The following is an 18,599-nucleotide window of genomic DNA, read 5'->3' on the forward strand; positions in this document are numbered from 1 at the left end:
TGACACGCCAAGCGGCCACCCAAGCCGAGACCAAGGACCCATGAACAGCATCTGCGCGCGATGGAGTGACCGTTACCTGGGCGCAAACCACTGGTTCATTCCTGCCGACCTGTTGAACCAGGCGGCCAACGTCCGCACGCGCGCCGAAAATGTCGTCAACGCCGCACTGCTGGCCGCCACCGCCGGACCCTTTTACGCGCTCGCCTACCACCTGCTCGGTTTCGATGCCGCTGCCGTCGAGATCCTGCTGTGCTGCGCCTGCATGCTCGGTTCTCCCTTGCTGCTGCGCGCCAGCGGCAGCATCTGGGCAGCGCGCGAACTGTTCCTGTGTGCGCTGTTCTTCAATTTCAGCTGGCTCAGCTATAACCTGGGCGGGATCGGCGCGCCCACCGCCAGCTGGCTGATCACGGCGCCGCTGGTGGCGATGTTCCTGGGCGGCGTGACCAGCGCCCTGTGCTGGCTGGGGCTCAGCTGCACGGCGGCCGTCGCTATCTATATGCTGCCGGGGGCCGGCTTTCCGCTCCCGGACCACCCGGTGGCCGACATGGCGCTGCTCTACCTGGCCTGCCACCTCGGCCTGTTCGTGGTCGTGCTGGTGTTCGCGCTGCTGTTCGAGCTGACCAAGACCCAGGGCTTCGTCAAGCTCGAGCAGGCGCTCGGCACCATCAACGAGCTGGCCATCCGCGACGAACTGACCGGCGTGCACAACCGCCGCTACTTGTTGGGTCTCATCGAAAAGGAAAAGGAGCGCAGCGACCGCAACGGCCGCAGCTTTTGCCTGTGCCTGCTCGATATCGATTTCTTCAAGCGCGTCAACGACACCTGGGGCCACAGCGCGGGCGATACCGTGTTGCGCGCCTTTGCCGGCGTGGTGGAGGGACTGGTGCGCGGCAGCGACAGCTTCGGGCGCTACGGCGGCGAGGAGTTCCTGCTGATGCTGCCCGAAACCCCGTCCGCCGACGCGATGATCCTGGCCGAGCGCGTGCGCGGGGCGATCGAGAAGATGCGCTGCATGGCGCGGGAGGGCGACAGCGAGATCGCGCTGACGGTGTCGATCGGCGTCGCCGAATACCGCATGGGCGAGACGGTCGGTCTCGCGGTCGGGCGCGCCGACGAGGCGCTGTACCTGGCCAAGTCGAGCGGCCGCAACCGCGTGGTCTGCCACGGCCAGGGCGAGGAGCCGCTGGCGCTCGCCCTGCGCGCGAATGCGCCGGCGCCGGTCGAGCTCAAGGACCTGGGCGCGAGCGTCGGCCGCATGCTCGACGGCGTCCATTGCGACCAGCTCACCGGTTTGCTCAACCGGCGCCTGCTGCGCGACCGCCTGCGCCATGCGATGGACCGCGCCGACCGCAACCGGCGCCTGGTCGCGCTGCTGCTCCTGAATATCAACAAGTTCAAGGAAGTGAACGACGCCCTCGGCTACGAAGCCGGCGACGCGCTGCTGGTGCAGGCCGGCACCAACATCCGCCAGTGCCTGCGCGACTGCGATACCGTGGCGCGCTGGAGCGGCGACGAATTCGTGGCGCTGCTCGAGGACGTGGCAGAAGAAGGCGACGCGCGCCAGGTGGCGGAAAAGATCCTCGACCGCTTCGGGCTGCCCTTGCACGCGGGCGAACGTGAATGTTTTGTCACGCTGTCGGTCGGCGTTGCCCTGTACCCGGCCGAGGACTGCGACCTCGACGCCTTGCTCAAGCGTGCCGACATCGCCATGCGCAGCGCGCGCGCCTGGGGCGAAAACACGGTGCAGCTGTATTCGAGCACCGCCAGCGAGCCGCAAAGCGAACGCCTGGCATTGAAGAACGGCCTGCGCGAGGCCCTCGCGCGCGGCCAGCTGTTCATCGAATACCAGCCGCAGGTCGACCTGGCCACGCGCCGCATCGTCGGCGTCGAGGCGCTGCTGCGCTGGCAGCATCCGGTCTACGGCCGCATCGATCCGGGCCGCTTCATCCCGCTGGCCGAGGAGACCGGCATGATCGTGCCGATCGGCGACTGGGTGCTGCGCACCGCCTGCGCCCAGAACCGCGCCTGGCGCGACGCCGGCCTGCCCGGCGTGAAGACGGCGGTGAACCTGTCGGCGCGCCAGCTGCGCCATCCCGACATCGCCGCGCGCGTCATGGAGATCATCGAAGCGACCGGACTGCCCCGCGGCTGCCTCGACCTCGAGATCACCGAGGGCGTGCTGATCGACGACCTCGACGCCAACCGCCAGGTGATGGGCGCGCTGCGCGCGGCCGGCGTGCTGGTCTCCATCGACGATTTCGGCACCGGCTATTCGAGCCTGAACTACTTGTCCGAGCTGCCGGTCGACATCCTCAAGATGGATGGCCTGTTCGTGCGCCGCCTCGGCGCAAGCACGCGCGCGCGGCCCTACGCGATCGCCGAGGCGATCGTCGCGATGGCGCACCGGCTGGAGCTGAAAGTGATCGCCGAATGCGTCGAAACGGCCGAGCAGCTGGCCGACCTCGGCGCGATGCGCTGCGACGAAGCCCAGGGTTACCTGTTCCACCGTCCGCTGCCGGCCGAGCAGGTCGGCGCGCTGCTCGCGCGCCAGGGCGCGCAGGCGGACGTTCTGGCCGCCTGATTTTTCTTCCCTTATTTTGTTGTCCCCTTAGCGAGGAGTACACCGTGCACGAGGAAACGATCGTCTTCGAGCGGGCCGCCGATATCGCCGAACTGGAAGCTTCCGGTGCGCTGCGCGGCAGCGTCGCCCAGTTCGCGCAGCCGCGCGGCGCCAACCTGATGCGCCGCGCCGAGGCGCTCGACAGCTGGTGCCGGCTGCGCGCCAGGCACGGGGTCTGGCAGTACGCGCGCGCACTCGATGGGGCGCCGGGCCCGGAATCGAACGTGCACGAAGAATGCGTTCCCGGCTCGGCCACCCGCGGTGTGAATTTCGCGTCCCAGGATTACCTGTCGCTCGCTTCGCACCCGGCGGTGCACGAGGCCGCACGCGCGGCGCTGGCGGAGGCGGGCCCGCACAGCGCCGGCTCGGCGGTCCTGCTCGGGAACAGCCGCCTGTCGCTGGCGCTGGAAGCGGCGCTCGGCGAACTGCTGCAGCTCGACCACGTGACCCTGTTTCCGACCGGCTGGGGCGCCGCGTTCGGCGCCATCACCGCGCTGGTGCATGCGCGCGATTACGTGCTGGTCGACCAGCTGGCGCACGCCTCGCTGCGCCAGGGCGCGAATGCCGCCACCCGCAACGTGGTGCTGCACCGGCACCTCGACACCGGCCACGTGCGCGAACTGCTGGCCGCGATCCGCGCGCGCGACACCGAGAACGCCATCCTGGTCGTCACCGAGGGCCTGTTCAGCATGGATGCCGACATGCCCGACCTGCCGCTGATGCAGTACCTGTGCCGCGAGTACAACGCCGCCTTGCTGGTCGACGTGGCGCACGACCTCGGCGCCCTGGGCCCGGGCGGCACCGGCAGCCTGGGGCTGCAAGCCATGCTGGGCAAGGCCGACCTGGTGATGGGCGCGTTTTCCAAGACCTTCGCCTCGAACGGCGGTTTCGTGGCCAGCGCCTCGCGCGCGGTGAAGCGCCAGCTGCAGCTGTTCGCAGGTCCCCACCTGTTCTCGAACGCGCTCTCGCCGATACAGGCGGCCTGCGTGCTCGAAGCCCTGCGCATCGTCGCCGGCAGCGAGGGCGACGAACTGCGCGATGCCTTGCTGCGCAATGCGATGGTCTTGCGCGCGAATCTCGCCGAGACCGGCATGCGCTGCATCGGCGTGCCTTCGGCGATCGTGCCGCTCTGGATCGGCAACGAACAGGTGGCGCGCCTGGCCGGGCGCATGCTGGCGCGCGAGGGCGTGTTCGTCAACGCGGTCGAGTATCCCGGCGTGCCGCTGGGCGCGGCGCGCCTGCGCCTGCAGGTGATGGCGGCGCACCGGCCGGAGCAGCTGCGCCAGGGCGCGCGCATGATCGGCGCGGCGGTGAGCGGCGCCGGCGCGGCGCTCGGCGTGGAGCCGGCGCGCCAGCCCTGGCCGCGGGAGCGCTCCCGTGGCTGACGCATCCGAACCCGAACAAGTCCTGCTCGCGCAGCGGCTGCGCGACAGGGCGCGTGCCACCCCGGAGCGCATCGCTTACACCTTCCTGCGCGAGAACGGCAGCGAGCAGGACATCTGTTATGCCGAGCTGTCCGCGCGCGTCGATGCGCTGGCGGCGCACATGCTGGCACATGCCGGGCCGGGCGACCGCGCCTTGCTGCTCTGTCCGGCCGGGATCGATTTTCTCGTCGCCTTCTTCGCCTGCCTTGCCGCCGGCATCGTTGCCGTGCCGGCCGCGCCGGCGCACCGGGTACGCGATGCGGCGCGGCTGGCGGCACTGCTCGAGGACGCGGCGCCGGCGCTGGTGCTGTGCGCACCCGAGGCACATGCGGCCAGCGCCGCCGCGCTGGCGCGCGCGGGTTGCCGCGTACCGCTGCTGCACGGCCTCGCAGGGGAAGGCGCCGTGTCCTTGCCGGCGCCTGCGCCTGCGGCGGTCGCCTTTCTCCAATATACCTCGGGCTCGACCGGCCAGCCGAAGGGCGTCGAAGTCACGCATGCGAACATCGCCGCCAACGTCGCGGCCATCGGCAGCGCCTTCGGTTTTGGTGCGGACACGGTCATGGTCAGCTGGCTGCCGCCGTTTCACGACATGGGCCTGATCGGCAGCATCGCCGCGCCCCTGATGCTGGGCTTTCGCTCGGTGCTGATGGCGCCCGGGACCTTCCTGCGCCGGCCGGCCGCCTGGCTGGAAGCGATCACGCGTTACCGCGCCACCTGCAGCGGTGGGCCGAACTTCGCCTGGGAGCTGTGCCTGCGCCGCATCGGGGACGCACACAGGACGGGACTGGACCTCGCGAGCCTGGACGTGCTCTACAACGGCGCGGAACCGGTGCGCGCGGCGACCCTGGAGCGCTTCATGCAGGCCTTCGGCGCATGCGGCCTGCGGCGCGAAGCCCTGTTTCCGTGCTACGGGATGGCCGAGGCCACGCTGCTGGTGGCGGGCGGTCCGCGCGGGCGCGCGCCGCGCATGCTGGCGCTGGATGCGGCGGCGATCGAACGCGGCGAGGTATGCCCGACGGGCCCGGGCCAGGCCGGCAGCCGGCTGCTGGTGAGCTGCGGCCCGGCCGCGCCGGGTGCCGCGGTGGCGGTGGTCGATCCGGCACGCTGCGTGCCGGCCGGCGCGGACCGGATCGGCGAACTCTGGATCGCCGGAGCCGGGGTCGCCCGCGGCTACCATGGACGCACGCGCGACAGCGCCCGGCTGTTCGACCTGCGCATCGCGGACGCCCCCGCATCGCTCGCCGGCGCACGCTGGCTGCGCAGCGGCGACCTCGGTTTCGTGCGCGACGGCGAGGTGTATGTCACCGGCCGCTGCAAGGACGTCATCGTCATCAACGGCCGCAAGATCCACGCCCAGGACGTGGAAGAGCTGGCGGAGGGTGTCGCCGCCGCGCTCGCGCCCAACAGCTGCGCCGCCTTTGCGCTCGAGGGCGAGGGCGGCGAGCGCCTGGCCCTGGCGGTCGAGGCGACGCGCGCCCTGGTACGGGCCGGCGGCCTGGACGAGCTGGCGCGCACGGTCCGCGCGGCGGTGACGGCCGGCACCGGCGTGGCGCTGCACACCCTGGTCTTCGTCGCGCCCGGCGCCTTTCCGCGCACCACCAGCGGCAAGGTCCAGCGCGCGCGCTGCAAGGCCTTGCTGGAGGAGGGCGCCTTGCCGCTGCTGGCCTTGCGGCCGGTGCTGGACAGCGGAAGCCGGGCGCGCGCCGACGCCGCCATCGCCTGGCTGCGCAGCTATGCGCCGCGCCGCCTCGACTCGCGCCTGGCCGACGAGCGCCGCTCGCTGGCGCCGCACGTCCTGCCCGACTTCGGGCTGCGCGGCCTGCTCGGGCTGCAGGCCCCGGCGGCGAGCGGCGGCCTGGCGCTGGCGACCAGGGACCTGGTACGCGTGATGGCACAGCTGGCGGCGCTCGACCTGACGCTGGCCACCCTGGTCGGCGTGCACAACGGCCTGGGCCTGCGTCCCTTGCTGCGCTTTGCGCCGGAGCCGCTGCGCGCGCAGTGGCTGCCGCTTCTCGCGAGCGGACGCCAGCTGGCGGCCTTTGCGCTGAGCGAGCCGCAGGCCGGATCGAACCCGCGCGCGATCGGGACCCGCGCCGACCGCGTCGACGGCGGCTGGCGCCTGAACGGCGAGAAGCATTTGATCGGCCTCGCGGCTTGGGCCGGCGTGCTGACCGTCTTCGCGCGCGCCTTCGACACGGCAGGGCGGGCACTGGGCACGGTGGCGCTGCTGGTGCCGGGCGATGCGCCGGGACTGCATCTCGGGCCGGAAGCGCTGACGATGGGCATGCGCGCAATGCCGCAAAGCGCGGTGCGCTTCGACGGCGTGTTCGTGGCCGACGCCCAGGTGCTGGGCACGCCCGGGGCCGGCATGGACGTAGCCCAGGACGCGATGGGTTTCGCGCGCCTCGGCATCGGCGCCCTGTGCGTCGGCGCCATGAAGCGCTGCTTTCAATTGATGGCGCGCTATGCCGCGCGGCGCGACATCGCGGGCGGGCGCCTGCTCGAGAACCCGGTCACGCTGCTGCGCCTGCACGAACTCGATTGCGCCATTCAGGCCGCCGAGTCGCTGGTCGAGATGCTGGCCTCCAGCACCGACGCGGGCGAGCCCTTGCCGCTGGAAGCCTGCAGCGCCTGCAAATGCGTGCTCTCCGAACTGCTGTGGGAAGCGGTCGACCGCCTGATGCAGATGCTGGGCGGGCGCGGCTACCTGGAGACCAACCTGGCGCCGCAACTGCTGCGCGATGCGCGCGTGCTGCGCATCCTCGAGGGTCCGAGCGAAGCTTTATACGCCCACCTGGGCGCGCTGCTGCGCGTGCCGGGCAACCCGCTCGCGCAGGCGATCGAGCGCTTCGGCGGTGGCGGGTATCCGGCGTGGCCGGCGCAGGGCAGCACTGGCTGGCAGGACGCGCGCAATGGCGAATTCGCCGCCTGGACCCTGCTGGCGGCGACTGCGCGCGGCGAGTCGAGTGCCTGGGCTGCGCGCCGTCTCGACGTCCTGCGCCATGCGATCGGCGCCGAGAGTGCGGCCGCCGGCGCCTGTCCGGCCGGCGCCACGCTGGCGGCGCGCATCGCCGAATACGCGCTGGCGATCGGCGACATCGAACAAAGCGCGCCGGGCGAGGCGGGCGGGCTCGACCCCCTGCTGCGCCAGGCCGCGCCGGCGGCTTTCGTGCCCGAAGCACCGACTCCGGCTGCTCCCTCGAGCCTGGAGCTGGTGCGCGCCTGCGTCGCGCGCTGGCTGCGCGAGGGCGCGCTCGGCGACACGCTGCCGTCCGGGATGCCGCCCCTCGACGTCGAGGCTGGCGCGGTGAAGGGCGTCCATGCCTGGACCGACGACATGCCGGACGTCGATATCGCGCGCGAGGCCGTCCCGGTCATCGACGCCTGGACGGTCGATACCCCGTTCAGCGACCTCGGCATCGATTCGCTGGCCTCGGTACCGCTGGCGCTCGAGATCGAGGGGGCAAGCGGGGTGCCGGTCAGCGCCGAGCTGCTCTACGATTACCCGACGGTGCGCGCCCTGGCAGCCTATATTGACGAACAGCGCGACGAACAGCGCGACGAACGGCGTGATGGCCAGCCTGTCGAGCGGCGCATGGAATTCGAGTGAAGAGGGCGGCGACGGCGCTGCCCGCATGGAGCGCAAGGGGGTAGAATAGCCGCTTTATCATTTCGCTTTTCGCCATGACCGTCCGCACTCCCGTCCGCACCCGATTTGCTCCCAGCCCGACCGGCTACCTCCACCTCGGCGGCGCGCGCACCGCGCTGTATTCCTGGGCCTATGCCCGCCATTTCGGCGGCACCTTCATCCTGCGCATCGAGGATACCGACCTCGAGCGCTCGACGCCGGAAGCGGTGCAGGCGATCCTGGACGGCATGCAGTGGCTCGGTCTTTCGCACGACGAAGGCCCGTTCTACCAGATGCAGCGCATGGACCGCTACCGCGAAGTCGTCAAGGGCATGCTGGAGGCCGGGACCGCCTACCTGTGCTACTGCTCGCCCGACGAAGTCGAGGCCATGCGCGAGCGCATGCGCGCTGCCGGCGAAAAGCCGCGCTACGACGGCACCTGGCGCCCGGAACCGGGCAAGACCCTCCCAAGCGTCCCCGAAGGCGTCAAGCCGGTGGTGCGCTTCAAGAATCCGCTGGACGGCGAAGTCACCTGGAACGACGTGGTCAAGGGCCCGATCACGATCGCCAACAAGGAGCTCGACGACCTGATCATCGCGCGTCCGGACGGCACCCCAACCTACAACTTCTGCGTGTCCGTGGACGACTGGGACATGCAGATCACCCACGTCCTGCGCGGCGACGACCACGTGAACAACACGCCGCGCCAGATCAACATCCTGCGCGCGCTGGGCGCCGAGCTGCCGGAGTACGGCCACCTGCCGATGATCCTGGGCGCCGACGGCCAGAAGCTGTCGAAGCGCCACGGTGCCGTCAGCGTCATGGAATACCCGGAGCAGGGCTACCTGCCGGAAGCGATGCTGAACTACCTGGCCCGCCTGGGCTGGAGCCACGGCGACGACGAGATCTTCTCGATGGAACAGTTCACCGAGTGGTTCAACCTCGAGCACCTGACCGCCTCCGCCGCCCAGTTCAATCCGGAAAAGCTGGCCTGGTTGAACAACCACTACATCAAGGCCGCCGACAACGAACGCCTGGCAAACCTGGTGCGCCCGAAGATGGAAGCGCAGGGCGCGCAATTTGAAGGTAACCCCGGGGGCAGCCCGGCCGTGCCTGCCTTGCTGGCATTGGTAAAAGACCGCGTCAACACGATCAACGAACTGGCCGACGCGGCGATGCTCTTTTACCGCCAGCCGCAGCCGGATGCGGCCCTGCTGGCCCAGCACCTGACGGATGCCGTCAAGCCGGCGCTGGCCTCCTTCGCCGAGCGTTGCCGGACGGTCGAGTGGAACAAGGCGGCGATTGCCGCGATGCTCAAGGAAGTGCTGGCCGCGCATAATTTGAAGATGCCGCAGATCGCCATGCCGCTGCGCCTGCTCGTCACCGGCCAGCTGCAGACGCCGGCCATCGATGCTGTGCTGGAACTGTTCGGCCGCGAGACCGTCCTGGCCCGCGTAGGGAAGGGGCTGTAAGCCGGGTTTCTAATTCCTCAAAACGGTATTTGCGTAATGCAAGAACCCCCGCTATAATGCTCGCACTTCAGCAGTACGGGGGTATAGCTCAGCTGGGAGAGCGCTTGCATGGCATGCAAGAGGTCAGCGGTTCGATCCCGCTTACCTCCACCAAGTTGAAGTGTAGTCGGTAGTTCAGGGTCCCCATCGTCTAGAGGCCTAGGACATCACCCTTTCACGGTGAGTACCGGGGTTCGAATCCCCGTGGGGACGCCAGGGTTTTGGCGAAGTTTGCCAGAAGCTGCGCCAGCGGCAGCGAGTAGTAGAAGCAAAAGCGGTATGGTATGATGTTGTTTCCCCGTGGGGGGTATAGCTCAGCTGGGAGAGCGCTTGCATGGCATGCAAGAGGTCAGCGGTTCGATCCCGCTTACCTCCACCACGTAGAAGAACAAGTAGTTCGGTAGTTCCAGGGTCCCCATCGTCTAGAGGCCTAGGACATCACCCTTTCACGGTGAGTACCGGGGTTCGAATCCCCGTGGGGACGCCAAGAATTTGGTAGTCGTAGTAAAGTAGTATCGGAACAGTTTTAGGTCCCCATCGTCTAGAGGCCTAGGACATCACCCTTTCACGGTGAGTACCGGGGTTCGAATCCCCGTGGGGACGCCAGTCAGTGCAAAAAGCCGCCTTGAGCGGCTTTTTGCTTTTCTACGTTTATCTCCGTCGAGCATCTCATGTCCGCCTCCCCCCTGACTCTCGCCATCTTCTGCAAGGTCGTCGACAACTACGGCGACATCGGGATCTGCTGGCGCCTGGCGCGTCAGCTGCAGCGCGAGCACGGCGTGGCCGTCACGCTGTGGGTGGACGACCTGGCCAGCTTCCGCCGCATCTGTCCCGCAGTGGACACGGACAAAGCCGAGCAGGTGGTGGAAAACGTCGCCGTGCGCCACTGGCGCGGCCAGGACGACGACTATGCCCCTGGCGACATCGCCGACATCGTCATCGAGTTTTTCGCCTGCGACATTCCGCCGCGCTATATCGAAGCGATGGCGCAGCGCACGCCGCGTCCGGTCTGGCTGAACCTGGAGGGCTTGACGGCCGAGGACTGGGTCGAGGGCTGCCACCGGCTGCCGTCGATGCATCCGCGCCTGAAACTCACCAAGCATTTCTTTTTCCCGGGCTTTACGGCCCAGACCGGCGGCCTGCTGCGCGAAGCCGGGCTCGAGGAGGAGCGGCAGCGCTTCCTCGGCCAGCCCGGGCAGGCGCGTGACTTCCTGCGCGGCCTCGGCTTGCCGGATGCCGAGATCGACGCCCTGAAAGTCTCGCTGTTCTGCTATCCGCATGCGCCGGTGGCCGCGCTGTTCGCGGCCTGGCAACACGGCAGCGAGAAGCTGACCTGCCTGGTACCCGAAGGCGTCGCCGCCGAAGCCGTCGCAGCCTTCCTGGGCGCGCCGGCCGACGCCGGGGCGGTCGCCACCCGCGGGGCGCTCACCGTGCGGGTATTGCCCTTCGTGCCCCAGCCCGACTACGACCGCCTGCTGTGGGCCTGCGACCTGAACTTCGTGCGCGGCGAGGATTCCTGGGTGCGCGCCCAGTGGGCCGGCAAGCCCTTCGTCTGGCACATCTATCCGCAGGACGAAAACCTGCATCACAAGAAACTCAAGGCTTTCCTGAACCGCTATGCGCCCGACATCGCGAGCCTGCAGGACGTGATGCTGCACTGGAACGGCGCGCTGGCCACGGCTGCGGACTGGCCGGCATTGTGGTCGGCGCTGCAGGCCGACCGGGCCCGGATCGAGGCGAGGTCAAGCGAGTGGCAGGCGCGCATGTTGGCAAACGGCGACCTGGCTTCGAACCTGCTTGTCTTCGCCGCTTCACTTCGGTAGGCACGGCAATCGTTACGTGATATCATGCTCTGTTACTGCAACCCCTTTTTTTAGATACCTCAGACTCCTATGAAACCCGCAAAAGAGATCCGTGTCGGCAACATCATCATGGTTGATGAGAAGCCATTTATCGTGCTGCGTTCCGATGTCAACGGATCGAGCCGCACGGGCTTCACCTACAAGTGGAAGATGAAAAATCTTCTGACCAATGCTCCGCTGGAAAACGTGTTCCGTGGCGATGACAAGTTCGACGTCGTCGTGCTGGACAAGAAGCCGGTGACCTACTCGTACTTCGCCGATCCGCTGTACGTCTTCATGGACGAAGAGTACAACCAGTTCGAAATCGAAGAAGAGAACCTGGGCGACGCGCTGCACTACCTGAAAGACGGTATGGCATGCGAAGCCGTGTTCTACGACGGCAAGGCAATCTCGGTCGAACTGCCGACCACCATCGCTCGCCAGGTCGTCTACTCGGAACCTGCGGTCAAGGGCAACACTTCGGGCAACGTCCTGAAGGAAGCCAAGATCGAGAACGCCATCGAAGCCCACCAGCACATCGTCATGGTGCCGCTGTTCGTGAGCCAGGATGACACCATCGAGATCGATACCCGCACCAACGAATACAAGCGCGTCGTCCGTAACTAAGACGTACTCGCTTCGGCAAAAAACGCTGCCTTTCCAGGCAGCGTTTTTTTTCGTCCCGCGCTTTTGCCCCGCATCGGTTCAATTGGTGCTGAGCAGAAAGCACTGCTATGCTATTGCTTTACTATAAATAAAGTGGAGCACGCATGGACCGCAGGGATTTCGTTCGACTGGGTGTGGCTGCCGGCGCCGTTGCCGGCGTGACGGCAACAGCAGCGGCTGCGCCGAAAGCAAGCACGGCTGTCGATGATCTGCTCGAGGCCGGCGTGCGCGAGCAGGGCGCGGCCATGGCGGCCGGCAAAATCAGTTCGCAGCAACTGATCAAGCGCTACCTGGCGCGCATCGCCGCCGTCGACAAGGCCGGCCCGAAGCTCAATGCCGTCATCGAACTCAATCCCGACGCCCTCGCCATTGCCGCCGAGCTCGACCGCGAACGCAAAGCGGGCAAGCTGCGCGGCCCGCTGCACGGCATTCCCGTCCTGCTAAAGGACAACATCGCCACCGGCGACAAGATGAGCACCAGCGCCGGTTCGCTGGCCCTGAACGGGGTGCGCGCCACCAGGGACGCCTTTGTCGCCGAGCGCCTGCGCGCGGCCGGCGCCGTCATCATCGGCAAGACGAATTTGTCCGAATGGGCGAACATGCGGTCGACGCATTCCGTCAGCGGCTGGAGCGGGCGCGGTGGCCAGACGAAGAATCCCCACGCCCTGGACCGCAATCCGAGCGGTTCGAGCTCCGGCTCGGGCGCGGCGATCGCGGCCAGCCTGGCAACGCTGGCGGTCGGCACCGAGACCGACGGCTCGATCGTGTCCCCGGCCTCGAGCTGCGGCATCGTCGGCATCAAGCCGACCCTGGGACTGGTCAGCCGCAGCGGCATCATCCCGATCGCCCACTCGCAGGACACCGCCGGCCCGATGACGCGCAGCGTGGCCGATGCCGCCCTGATGCTGGCCGCGATGACCGGGGTCGACAAGGACGATGCCGTCACCGGCGAGAGCCAGGGCAAGCTCGCCGATTACGCCGCGGCCCTGCGCCTCGACGGCTTGCGCGGCAAGCGCATCGGCGTGGCGCGTAATTTCTTCGGCGACGGCACAGCCATCGACGACATCGTCGAAAAGGAACTCGCCGTTCTGAAAGCGCAAGGCGCCATCCTGGTCGATGTCAAAGTGCCGAACACCGACAAGTACGGCGACTCGGAAACGGAAGTGCTGCTTCACGAATTCAAGCCCGACCTGGCGGCCTGGCTGGCCGGCTATGCGCCGCACGCGCCGGTGAAGAACATGGCCGACGTGATTGCCTTCAACGAAAAGAATGCGTCGCGCGAGATGCCGTACTTCGGCCAGGAGCACCTGATCGCCGCCGAGGGCAAGGAAGGACTGGACGCGAAAGCCTATCGCGAGGCGCTGGCGAACAACCATCGTTATTCGCGCGAGGAGGGGATCGACCAGGTGATGCGCGAGCACAAGCTGGACGCGCTGGTGGCGCCGACCGGCGGCCTGGCCTGGCTGACCGACTACATCAACGGCGACCACTACGGCATGAGCTTCTCGTCGCCGGCGGCCGTGGCCGGTTATCCGCACGTCACGGTGCCGGCCGGTTTTGCGCGCGGCCTGCCGGTGGGGATCTCGTTCGTGGGCGGCGCCTGGAGCGAGGCGACCCTGATCGGCATGGCCTATGCCTATGAACAGGCCAGCAAGCGGCGCCGCGCGCCGGCCTTCCCGGGCTCGGTCAACATCAAGGTCTGAATCGAAGCCGCTACCTGTTTTTCGCGCGCTCGAACACGGGGCCCCATAGCGGATGCCCCTGTTCGCCGGAATCGAGCGTGAAGTCCGGGTCGATCTTCAGTGCCTTTTCGAACGCCTGCTCGCACTGTTTCGGGCGCGAGGTGACGCAATAGCTGAAGGCCTGGTATTTCAGTGCCTCGACCCGGATTTTCGTGGGCGAATTGGCGCGGATATCGTTCGAACTCAAGCGCTTGATGGCGCCGTTGAAATCCCCTTCGTTGTACAGGCGCACGCCTTCGCGCAGCGCGGCCTGGTCGCGGCCGGCCTCGGCCCGCGCTTCGTTGCGTGCTTCGTTGCGTGCTTCGTTGCGCGCCTCCGCACGCGATTCGTTGCGTGCACCCGGACGCGGCTCATCGCGTCCTACCTCGCGCACGACGGTGCGCGAAGGCTTGCGGCCCGTGGCCGAGTCGAGCAGGGAGTTCATTTCGGCGCAGCCGGCGAGGGCAGCGGTGACCATGAAGGCGCCCAGCAAACGGGAAACCAGGCGGGGAGGAAGGGTTCTCGACATGACAGCCTCCTTATTCGGCCTTGGCCGTGAAATCGTGTTGGATGTTCATCGTTTCCTTTGCACCTGCATCGACCGTCATGATGTATTCCGGAAAACTCGGGTTGACGATCCGGATCGTGTGCTGGCCCGGCGCCAGCGTCAGGCGCTTGATCGGCGGGCTCACGCCCCGGTCGACGCCGTCGACATACACGGTGCCCCAGGGCTTGATCACGAGTTTATAGGTCGTGCCATTGACGACGGCCCCGAGGGCCCGGCCGGTCTCCGCCGGCGCGGGCGCAGTGCCAGCGGCAGCGGGATCGGCCGGCGTTCCGGTAGCGGTGTCCGCTGCGGCTTCGGTTGGTGCGGCGGTGGCCGGCTCGGCGGCCGGGGCCGCCGGAGCACTCGCAGGCGGCGCGACGACCGTTTCGCCCTTGTCGAGGCCGGTTGCGGCGCGCTCGGCCGGTGGCGGCGACAGCGCTACCACGTCATCGCTCTGCTGTAAGTAGGAAACGAGGGCGCTGCCGGCTGCCAGCACCACGATGGCGGCGCCTGCGAGCATGCCCCAGCGCTGAAGACGGCTGCTGCGGTCGGTCGTCGCCCATGCCTGGGGAGCGCTGGCATAGGGATCCTGAGCGCCAGCCGCCGGCGTGGCGGACGGTTTGTGCGGCGCGGCTGGTGCCGGGCTCGCTGGGACTGGCGTGCTGCGCGCCGGATGGGCCTCGTCTGCAAGGCTGTCCTGGGTGGCGGGTTTGCGCAGCATGGCGGCGGGCGTGGCGGCGAGTGAATCTGCCACCGGCTCCTCGCGCGGCACCGATGCGATGGGCGCCGTGTCCAGGCTCGCCGCGGCGACCGGTTCCGGTACCGGATTCTCGACGGGAGGAGGGACGGCGACCGGGGCGGCGAAGTCGGGAGCGGGGGGCTCGACAACCGTGAGCGGCGCTGTGATTTCTTGCGGCGCCGGCTCGATCGATGGCTCGGCGTGGACACTGGCGGAGTCATCGGCTCGGACGTCGGCTGGCGCGGAGGCCGCCGGCGGCTCGACAGGCAGGACGATGCGCGAGACGCTTGCCCCGGCCGCAGGCGGCAGTTCAAGCGCACCGGCCTCGATGCCGAGCAGGGTCCGCATCTCGTCCACGGTGTTCGGGCGCAGGCGGCGGTTCGGCCCCAGGCAGCTGTCCAGGCCCTTGGTCAACTGCTCGCTGTAATTGTCGTACAGGCGCGGGCCGAGCGGTCCGTCCGGCGGCGATTCGGCGGTGATGGCGTAATGGACGACCAGCGCCAGCGCATGCAGGTCGCCCGCCAGGCTCGGCGTGGAGGTGGCGCCTTCGTCGATCGAAGGCATCAGCAGCGCTTCGCCGTTCGCCAGCATCACCAGCGTATCGGGCGTGATTGCGCGGTGCGGGGCGCCGCTCGCATACTGTTGCTCCAGCGAGTCGAGGGTGTGGCGCAGCAAGTTGCGGCACCAGGTCTCGTTGACCAGCGCAGGGGTGTGCTCGACGATGTCGCGCACCGGGCGCCCGTCCGCGAACGGGGTGTAGATCGATGTGGTTTGGCTGGTCATTTTGCTAAAGGTTTATTTTTAGCAAAACTATGCCAGATTTACCTACTCCGTGTCGCTGTAGAGTTCAAGCGTGCGCACCCTGAAGTGCGCTTTAGATACTGATCAGACGTCCAGAAAACGCATCTTGAAGCTGCGGCCCTTGAAACTACCGAAATCCGGTCCCAGCTTGTTGCCGGCATTCAGTTTTCGGTAGGCGGCGTCAGCCACGTCGCGCGCCAGTGCCACATAGGTCTGGAATTCGGTCACGTTGATCTTGCCGACCTGTTCCTTCAGCAAGCCGGCGTCGCCCGTCAGCGCGCCCAGCACGTCGCCCGGACGCAGCTTGTCCTTCTTGCCGCCGGCAATGATCAGGGTGACCATCGGCGCGGGCGCGGCCGGCAACACCGTGTCGCCCAGGTCGTCGAGCTTGTACCAGGACGCCTCGGTGTTCTGGTACTCCTCGATCAGCTTCACCCATTTCTTTTCGTTCGGCGCGCACAGCGACAGGGCCAGGCCCGTTTCGTCGCCGCGGCCGGTACGGCCGATGCGGTGCACGTGGACTTCGGCATCCTTCGAGACGTCGACGTTGATCACCGCTTCCAGGTTGGCGATGTCGAGGCCGCGCGCGGCGACGTCGGTTGCGACCAGCACCGAGCAGCTGCGGTTGGCGAACAGGATCAGGATCTCGTCGCGCTCGCGCTGCTCGAGCTCGCCGTACAGGGCGAGGGCCGAGAAGCCCTGGTCGCGCAGGGAATCGGCCAGTTCGCGGCAGTGGGCCTTGGTGTTGCAGAAGGCCAGTGTCGAGGCCGGCTGATAATGGCGCAGCAGGCGCGCCACGGCCTCGTCGCGGTTGTCGAAGCCGACTTCGTAGAAGCGCTGCTCGATCTTCGAATCGTCGTGCTGGCTTTCGACGGCGATCTCGACCGGATCGTTGAGGAAGCCGGCGGTGGCGTGGCGGATGTCGTCCGGATAGGTCGCCGAGAACAGCAGGGTCTGGCGCCGCTGCGGGCAGGCGGACACGATGCCGGCGATCTCGTCGTAGAAGCCCATGTCGGTCATGCGGTCCGCCTCGTCCAGCACCAGGGTCTGCACCTTGGACAGGTCGATCGTGGCGCGCCCGAGGTGGTCGCGGATGCGGCCCGGGGTGCCGACCACGATGTGGGCGCCGTGCTCGAGCGAGGCGATTTGCGGACGCATCGCGGTGCCGCCGGTCAGGGTCAGGATCTTGACGTTGCCGACGCCGCGCGCGAGGCGGCGCAACTCACCGGCGACCTGGTCGGCCAGTTCGCGCGTCGGGCACATCACCAGGCCCTGGACCGCGAACCAGGCAGGGTTCAACTTGTGCAACAGGCCGATGCCGAAGGCCGCGGTCTTGCCGCTGCCGGTTTTGGCCTGGGCGATCAGGTCGCGGCCTTCCAGCACGGAGGGCAGGCTGGCGGCCTGGATCGGGGTCATCTCGTGGTAGCCGAGCGTGCCCAGGTTGTCGAGGAATTGCGGTGCCAGCGGCAGCGCGGAGAAAGAAGTGGTCATGTTGGCCTCCAGCCGGAATTACCGGGCTACTCTGAGGCCGGTGCCCAGACCGGCAAGCCGGTCAAATCAAGGTTGTCGTCGCGGCGCCAGACTGGCAGGCCGCTGGTGTCGGTTTCTTCGAGCAGGGAAATCTGTTCCTGCTTCACGCCGGTGCGGCGGGGACGGGGAGTGTTGCGCCTGGGCTCGCCCTGGGTAAAAGCGCCGGCTTCGAGCGGGGCGGCCGGTTCGAAACCCGGCAGGTCGATCGTGGCGTTGTCTTTCTTGTCTCTCATCCGGCGTCGCTGGGCCCAGAAAACAAAAGCCCGGCTGCAAGAGTCGGGCTTTTTTAAAGCTAGTATTTGGTTGCGGGGACAGGATTTGAACCTGTGACCTTCGGGTTATGAGCCCGACGAGCTGCCAGACTGCTCCACCCCGCAGCGCTATTGTACTGCTTCGTGCGCCAGGATGCAAATGCGGGGGAAATTTACCCGTTTGCGCTGTGCAGACGCCACAGCGAAGTCACTTCCTGCGCCCGGGCCGCGTGCAGCGGATCGTCCGCATCCTGCGCCTTCGGGTGGGTCGGGCGCACGTCGTGGCGGCCTGCCACTTCGAGGCCGGCCGCTGCGATCCAGCCCAGCAGCTGCTCGCGCGAGCGCAGGCCCAGGTGCTCGGCGAAGTCCGACAGCACCAGCCAGCCTTCGCCGCCCGGCGCCAGGTGCGCTTGTAAACCGTTCAGGAAACCGCGCAGCATGCGGCTGTCCGGATCGTAGATCGCGTATTCGATGGCCGAACTCGGCTTGCCCGGCAGCCAGGGCGGATTGCAGACGACGACATCGGCCCGGCCTTCGGGGAAGAGGTCGGCCTCGATGATCTCGACCTGCGCGCCCAGGCCCAGGCGATCGATGTTCTCGCGTGCGCAGCCCAGCGCACGCGCATCCATGTCGGTCGCGACCACGCGCCGCAGGCCGCGCCGCGCCAGCACGGCGGACAGCACGCCGGTACCGGCGCCGATGTCGAAGGCGAGATGCGCGTTTTTCGGGAGCGGCGCCTGCGCCACCAGCTCGACGTATTCGCCGCGCACCGGCGAGAACACGCCATACCAGGGGTGGATGCGCGCATCGAGTGCCGGGACGGGCACGCCCTTGCTGCGCCACTCGTGCGCGCCGATCAGGCCCAGCAATTCGCGCAGCGAGACCACGAAGGGCTCGTCCTGGGCGCCATAGGCTTCATTACAGGCTTGCCGTACATCGGGGGCGCGGCGCAGCGGGATCGTATAGTCGAGATCGAATGGGATCAGCAGCATCGCCAGCGTGCGGGCGCGTTGCAGCTGCGCCAGGCGGTGGCGGTGGAACTGTTCGGTCAGCGTAGGCGCAGTTGCGCCGGCCCTGGAACGCCTGGCGCGTGCAGGCTTGTGGTCGATGCGGCGCGCGAGCGCCTGCAGCAGCTGGCGCGCATTCTGGAAGTCGCCACGCCAGAGCAGGGCGGTGCCGTCCAGCGCCAGGCGATAGGCCGTGTCTGCCGCCATCGTGTCGTCGGCGATCACGACCTTTTTGGGCGCCGGCCAGCCGCTCTCCGAGCGCCACAGCGCGGACCTTGCCACGCCGTTTTCCACCCATTCGATGTGGGTCATG

The 18,599-nt window shown here is 67.9% G+C and carries 12 protein-coding genes and 6 tRNA genes; 12 read left to right on the top strand and 6 right to left on the bottom strand.

Going from position 1 to position 18,599, the window contains the following annotated elements:
- The first annotated feature begins 40 nt into the window (after positions 1-40).
- From ACI48I_RS06620 to ACI48I_RS06675, 12 genes are all read left to right on the top strand, one after another.
- A complete protein-coding gene (locus ACI48I_RS06620) occupies positions 41-2,581 on the top strand; it encodes a bifunctional diguanylate cyclase/phosphodiesterase (protein ID WP_193685142.1) in 2,541 nt (846 codons plus the stop codon).
- A gap of 44 nt (positions 2,582-2,625) precedes the next feature.
- On the top strand, positions 2,626-4,005 hold the full coding sequence (locus ACI48I_RS06625) for an aminotransferase class I/II-fold pyridoxal phosphate-dependent enzyme (RefSeq protein ID WP_498573684.1): 1,380 nt from the start codon (positions 2,626-2,628) through the stop codon (positions 4,003-4,005).
- Positions 3,998-7,654: an AMP-binding protein gene (locus ACI48I_RS06630; protein ID WP_498573685.1), complete on the top strand. Its 3,657-nt coding sequence runs from the start codon at positions 3,998-4,000 to the stop codon at positions 7,652-7,654. Before ACI48I_RS06625 ends, ACI48I_RS06630 begins: the two co-directional genes overlap by 8 nt.
- 74 nt (positions 7,655-7,728) lie before the next feature.
- Positions 7,729-9,144 (top strand): glutamate--tRNA ligase, encoded by a 1,416-nt coding sequence (gene gltX, locus ACI48I_RS06635; protein ID WP_498573686.1) that lies wholly within the window; start codon positions 7,729-7,731, stop codon positions 9,142-9,144.
- A 77-nt stretch (positions 9,145-9,221) separates the two neighbouring features.
- Positions 9,222-9,297, top strand: a tRNA-Ala gene (locus ACI48I_RS06640).
- Positions 9,298-9,323: 26 nt separating this feature from the next.
- A tRNA-Glu gene (locus tag ACI48I_RS06645) sits at positions 9,324-9,399 on the top strand.
- Between the two features lie 87 nt (positions 9,400-9,486).
- Positions 9,487-9,562, top strand: a tRNA-Ala gene (locus tag ACI48I_RS06650).
- 32 nt (positions 9,563-9,594) lie between these two features.
- Positions 9,595-9,670: transfer RNA gene (locus ACI48I_RS06655), tRNA-Glu, on the top strand.
- A 43-nt stretch (positions 9,671-9,713) separates the two neighbouring features.
- Positions 9,714-9,789, top strand: a tRNA-Glu gene (locus tag ACI48I_RS06660).
- Positions 9,790-9,854: 65 nt separating this feature from the next.
- The gene (gene earP / locus ACI48I_RS06665) at positions 9,855-11,006 is read left to right on the top strand and encodes an elongation factor P maturation arginine rhamnosyltransferase EarP (RefSeq protein ID WP_498573687.1); all 1,152 of its coding nucleotides are present in this window, start codon (positions 9,855-9,857) and stop codon (positions 11,004-11,006) included.
- 69 nt (positions 11,007-11,075) lie between these two features.
- Positions 11,076-11,651 (top strand): elongation factor P, encoded by a 576-nt coding sequence (locus tag ACI48I_RS06670; RefSeq protein ID WP_193685147.1) that lies wholly within the window; start codon positions 11,076-11,078, stop codon positions 11,649-11,651.
- Positions 11,652-11,794: 143 nt separating this feature from the next.
- Complete coding sequence (locus tag ACI48I_RS06675; RefSeq protein WP_498573688.1) at positions 11,795-13,393, top strand: amidase; 1,599 nt, start codon at positions 11,795-11,797, stop codon at positions 13,391-13,393.
- A 10-nt stretch (positions 13,394-13,403) separates the two neighbouring features.
- Here the strand turns inward: ACI48I_RS06675 and ACI48I_RS06680 are convergent, their stop codons facing one another.
- From ACI48I_RS06680 to ACI48I_RS06705, 6 genes are all read right to left on the bottom strand, one after another.
- Positions 13,404-13,940, bottom strand: coding sequence for a TssQ family T6SS-associated lipoprotein (locus ACI48I_RS06680; RefSeq protein ID WP_498573689.1), 537 nt, complete (start codon positions 13,938-13,940; stop codon positions 13,404-13,406).
- Between the two features lie 10 nt (positions 13,941-13,950).
- Positions 13,951-15,480 carry a PEGA domain-containing protein gene (locus ACI48I_RS06685; protein ID WP_498573690.1) on the bottom strand — a complete coding sequence of 510 codons (1,530 nt, stop codon included), beginning with the start codon at positions 15,478-15,480 and terminating at the stop codon, positions 13,951-13,953.
- Between the two features lie 102 nt (positions 15,481-15,582).
- Entirely contained in the window at positions 15,583-16,989 is a 1,407-nt protein-coding gene (gene dbpA, locus ACI48I_RS06690; RefSeq protein WP_193685150.1) for an ATP-dependent RNA helicase DbpA, read from the bottom strand.
- Positions 16,990-17,015: 26 nt separating this feature from the next.
- Complete coding sequence (locus tag ACI48I_RS06695; RefSeq protein WP_498573691.1) at positions 17,016-17,261, bottom strand: hypothetical protein; 246 nt, start codon at positions 17,259-17,261, stop codon at positions 17,016-17,018.
- Between the two features lie 67 nt (positions 17,262-17,328).
- Positions 17,329-17,405, bottom strand: a tRNA-Met gene (locus ACI48I_RS06700).
- Positions 17,406-17,452: 47 nt separating this feature from the next.
- The gene (locus ACI48I_RS06705; protein ID WP_498573692.1) at positions 17,453-18,598 is read right to left on the bottom strand and encodes a methyltransferase; all 1,146 of its coding nucleotides are present in this window, start codon (positions 18,596-18,598) and stop codon (positions 17,453-17,455) included.
- Position 18,599 lies beyond the last annotated feature (1 nt).

The organism is Massilia sp. LXY-5 (assembly GCF_059801075.1).

What these genes read in the sequence shown, in the direction of transcription:
- ACI48I_RS06620 (WP_193685142.1), top strand. Translation starts at nt 41, where the DNA reads ATGAACAGCATCTGCGCGCGATGGAGTGACCGTTACCTGGGCGCAAAC.
- ACI48I_RS06695 (WP_498573691.1), bottom strand. Translation starts at nt 17,261, where the DNA reads ATGAGAGACAAGAAAGACAACGCCACGATCGACCTGCCGGGTTTCGAA.
- ACI48I_RS06685 (WP_498573690.1), bottom strand. Translation starts at nt 15,480, where the DNA reads ATGACCAGCCAAACCACATCGATCTACACCCCGTTCGCGGACGGGCGC.
- gltX (WP_498573686.1), top strand. Translation starts at nt 7,729, where the DNA reads ATGACCGTCCGCACTCCCGTCCGCACCCGATTTGCTCCCAGCCCGACC.
- ACI48I_RS06680 (WP_498573689.1), bottom strand. Translation starts at nt 13,940, where the DNA reads ATGTCGAGAACCCTTCCTCCCCGCCTGGTTTCCCGTTTGCTGGGCGCC.
- ACI48I_RS06675 (WP_498573688.1), top strand. Translation starts at nt 11,795, where the DNA reads ATGGACCGCAGGGATTTCGTTCGACTGGGTGTGGCTGCCGGCGCCGTT.
- ACI48I_RS06670 (WP_193685147.1), top strand. Translation starts at nt 11,076, where the DNA reads ATGAAACCCGCAAAAGAGATCCGTGTCGGCAACATCATCATGGTTGAT.
- ACI48I_RS06705 (WP_498573692.1), bottom strand. Translation starts at nt 18,598, where the DNA reads ATGACCCACATCGAATGGGTGGAAAACGGCGTGGCAAGGTCCGCGCTG.
- dbpA (WP_193685150.1), bottom strand. Translation starts at nt 16,989, where the DNA reads ATGACCACTTCTTTCTCCGCGCTGCCGCTGGCACCGCAATTCCTCGAC.
- earP (WP_498573687.1), top strand. Translation starts at nt 9,855, where the DNA reads ATGTCCGCCTCCCCCCTGACTCTCGCCATCTTCTGCAAGGTCGTCGAC.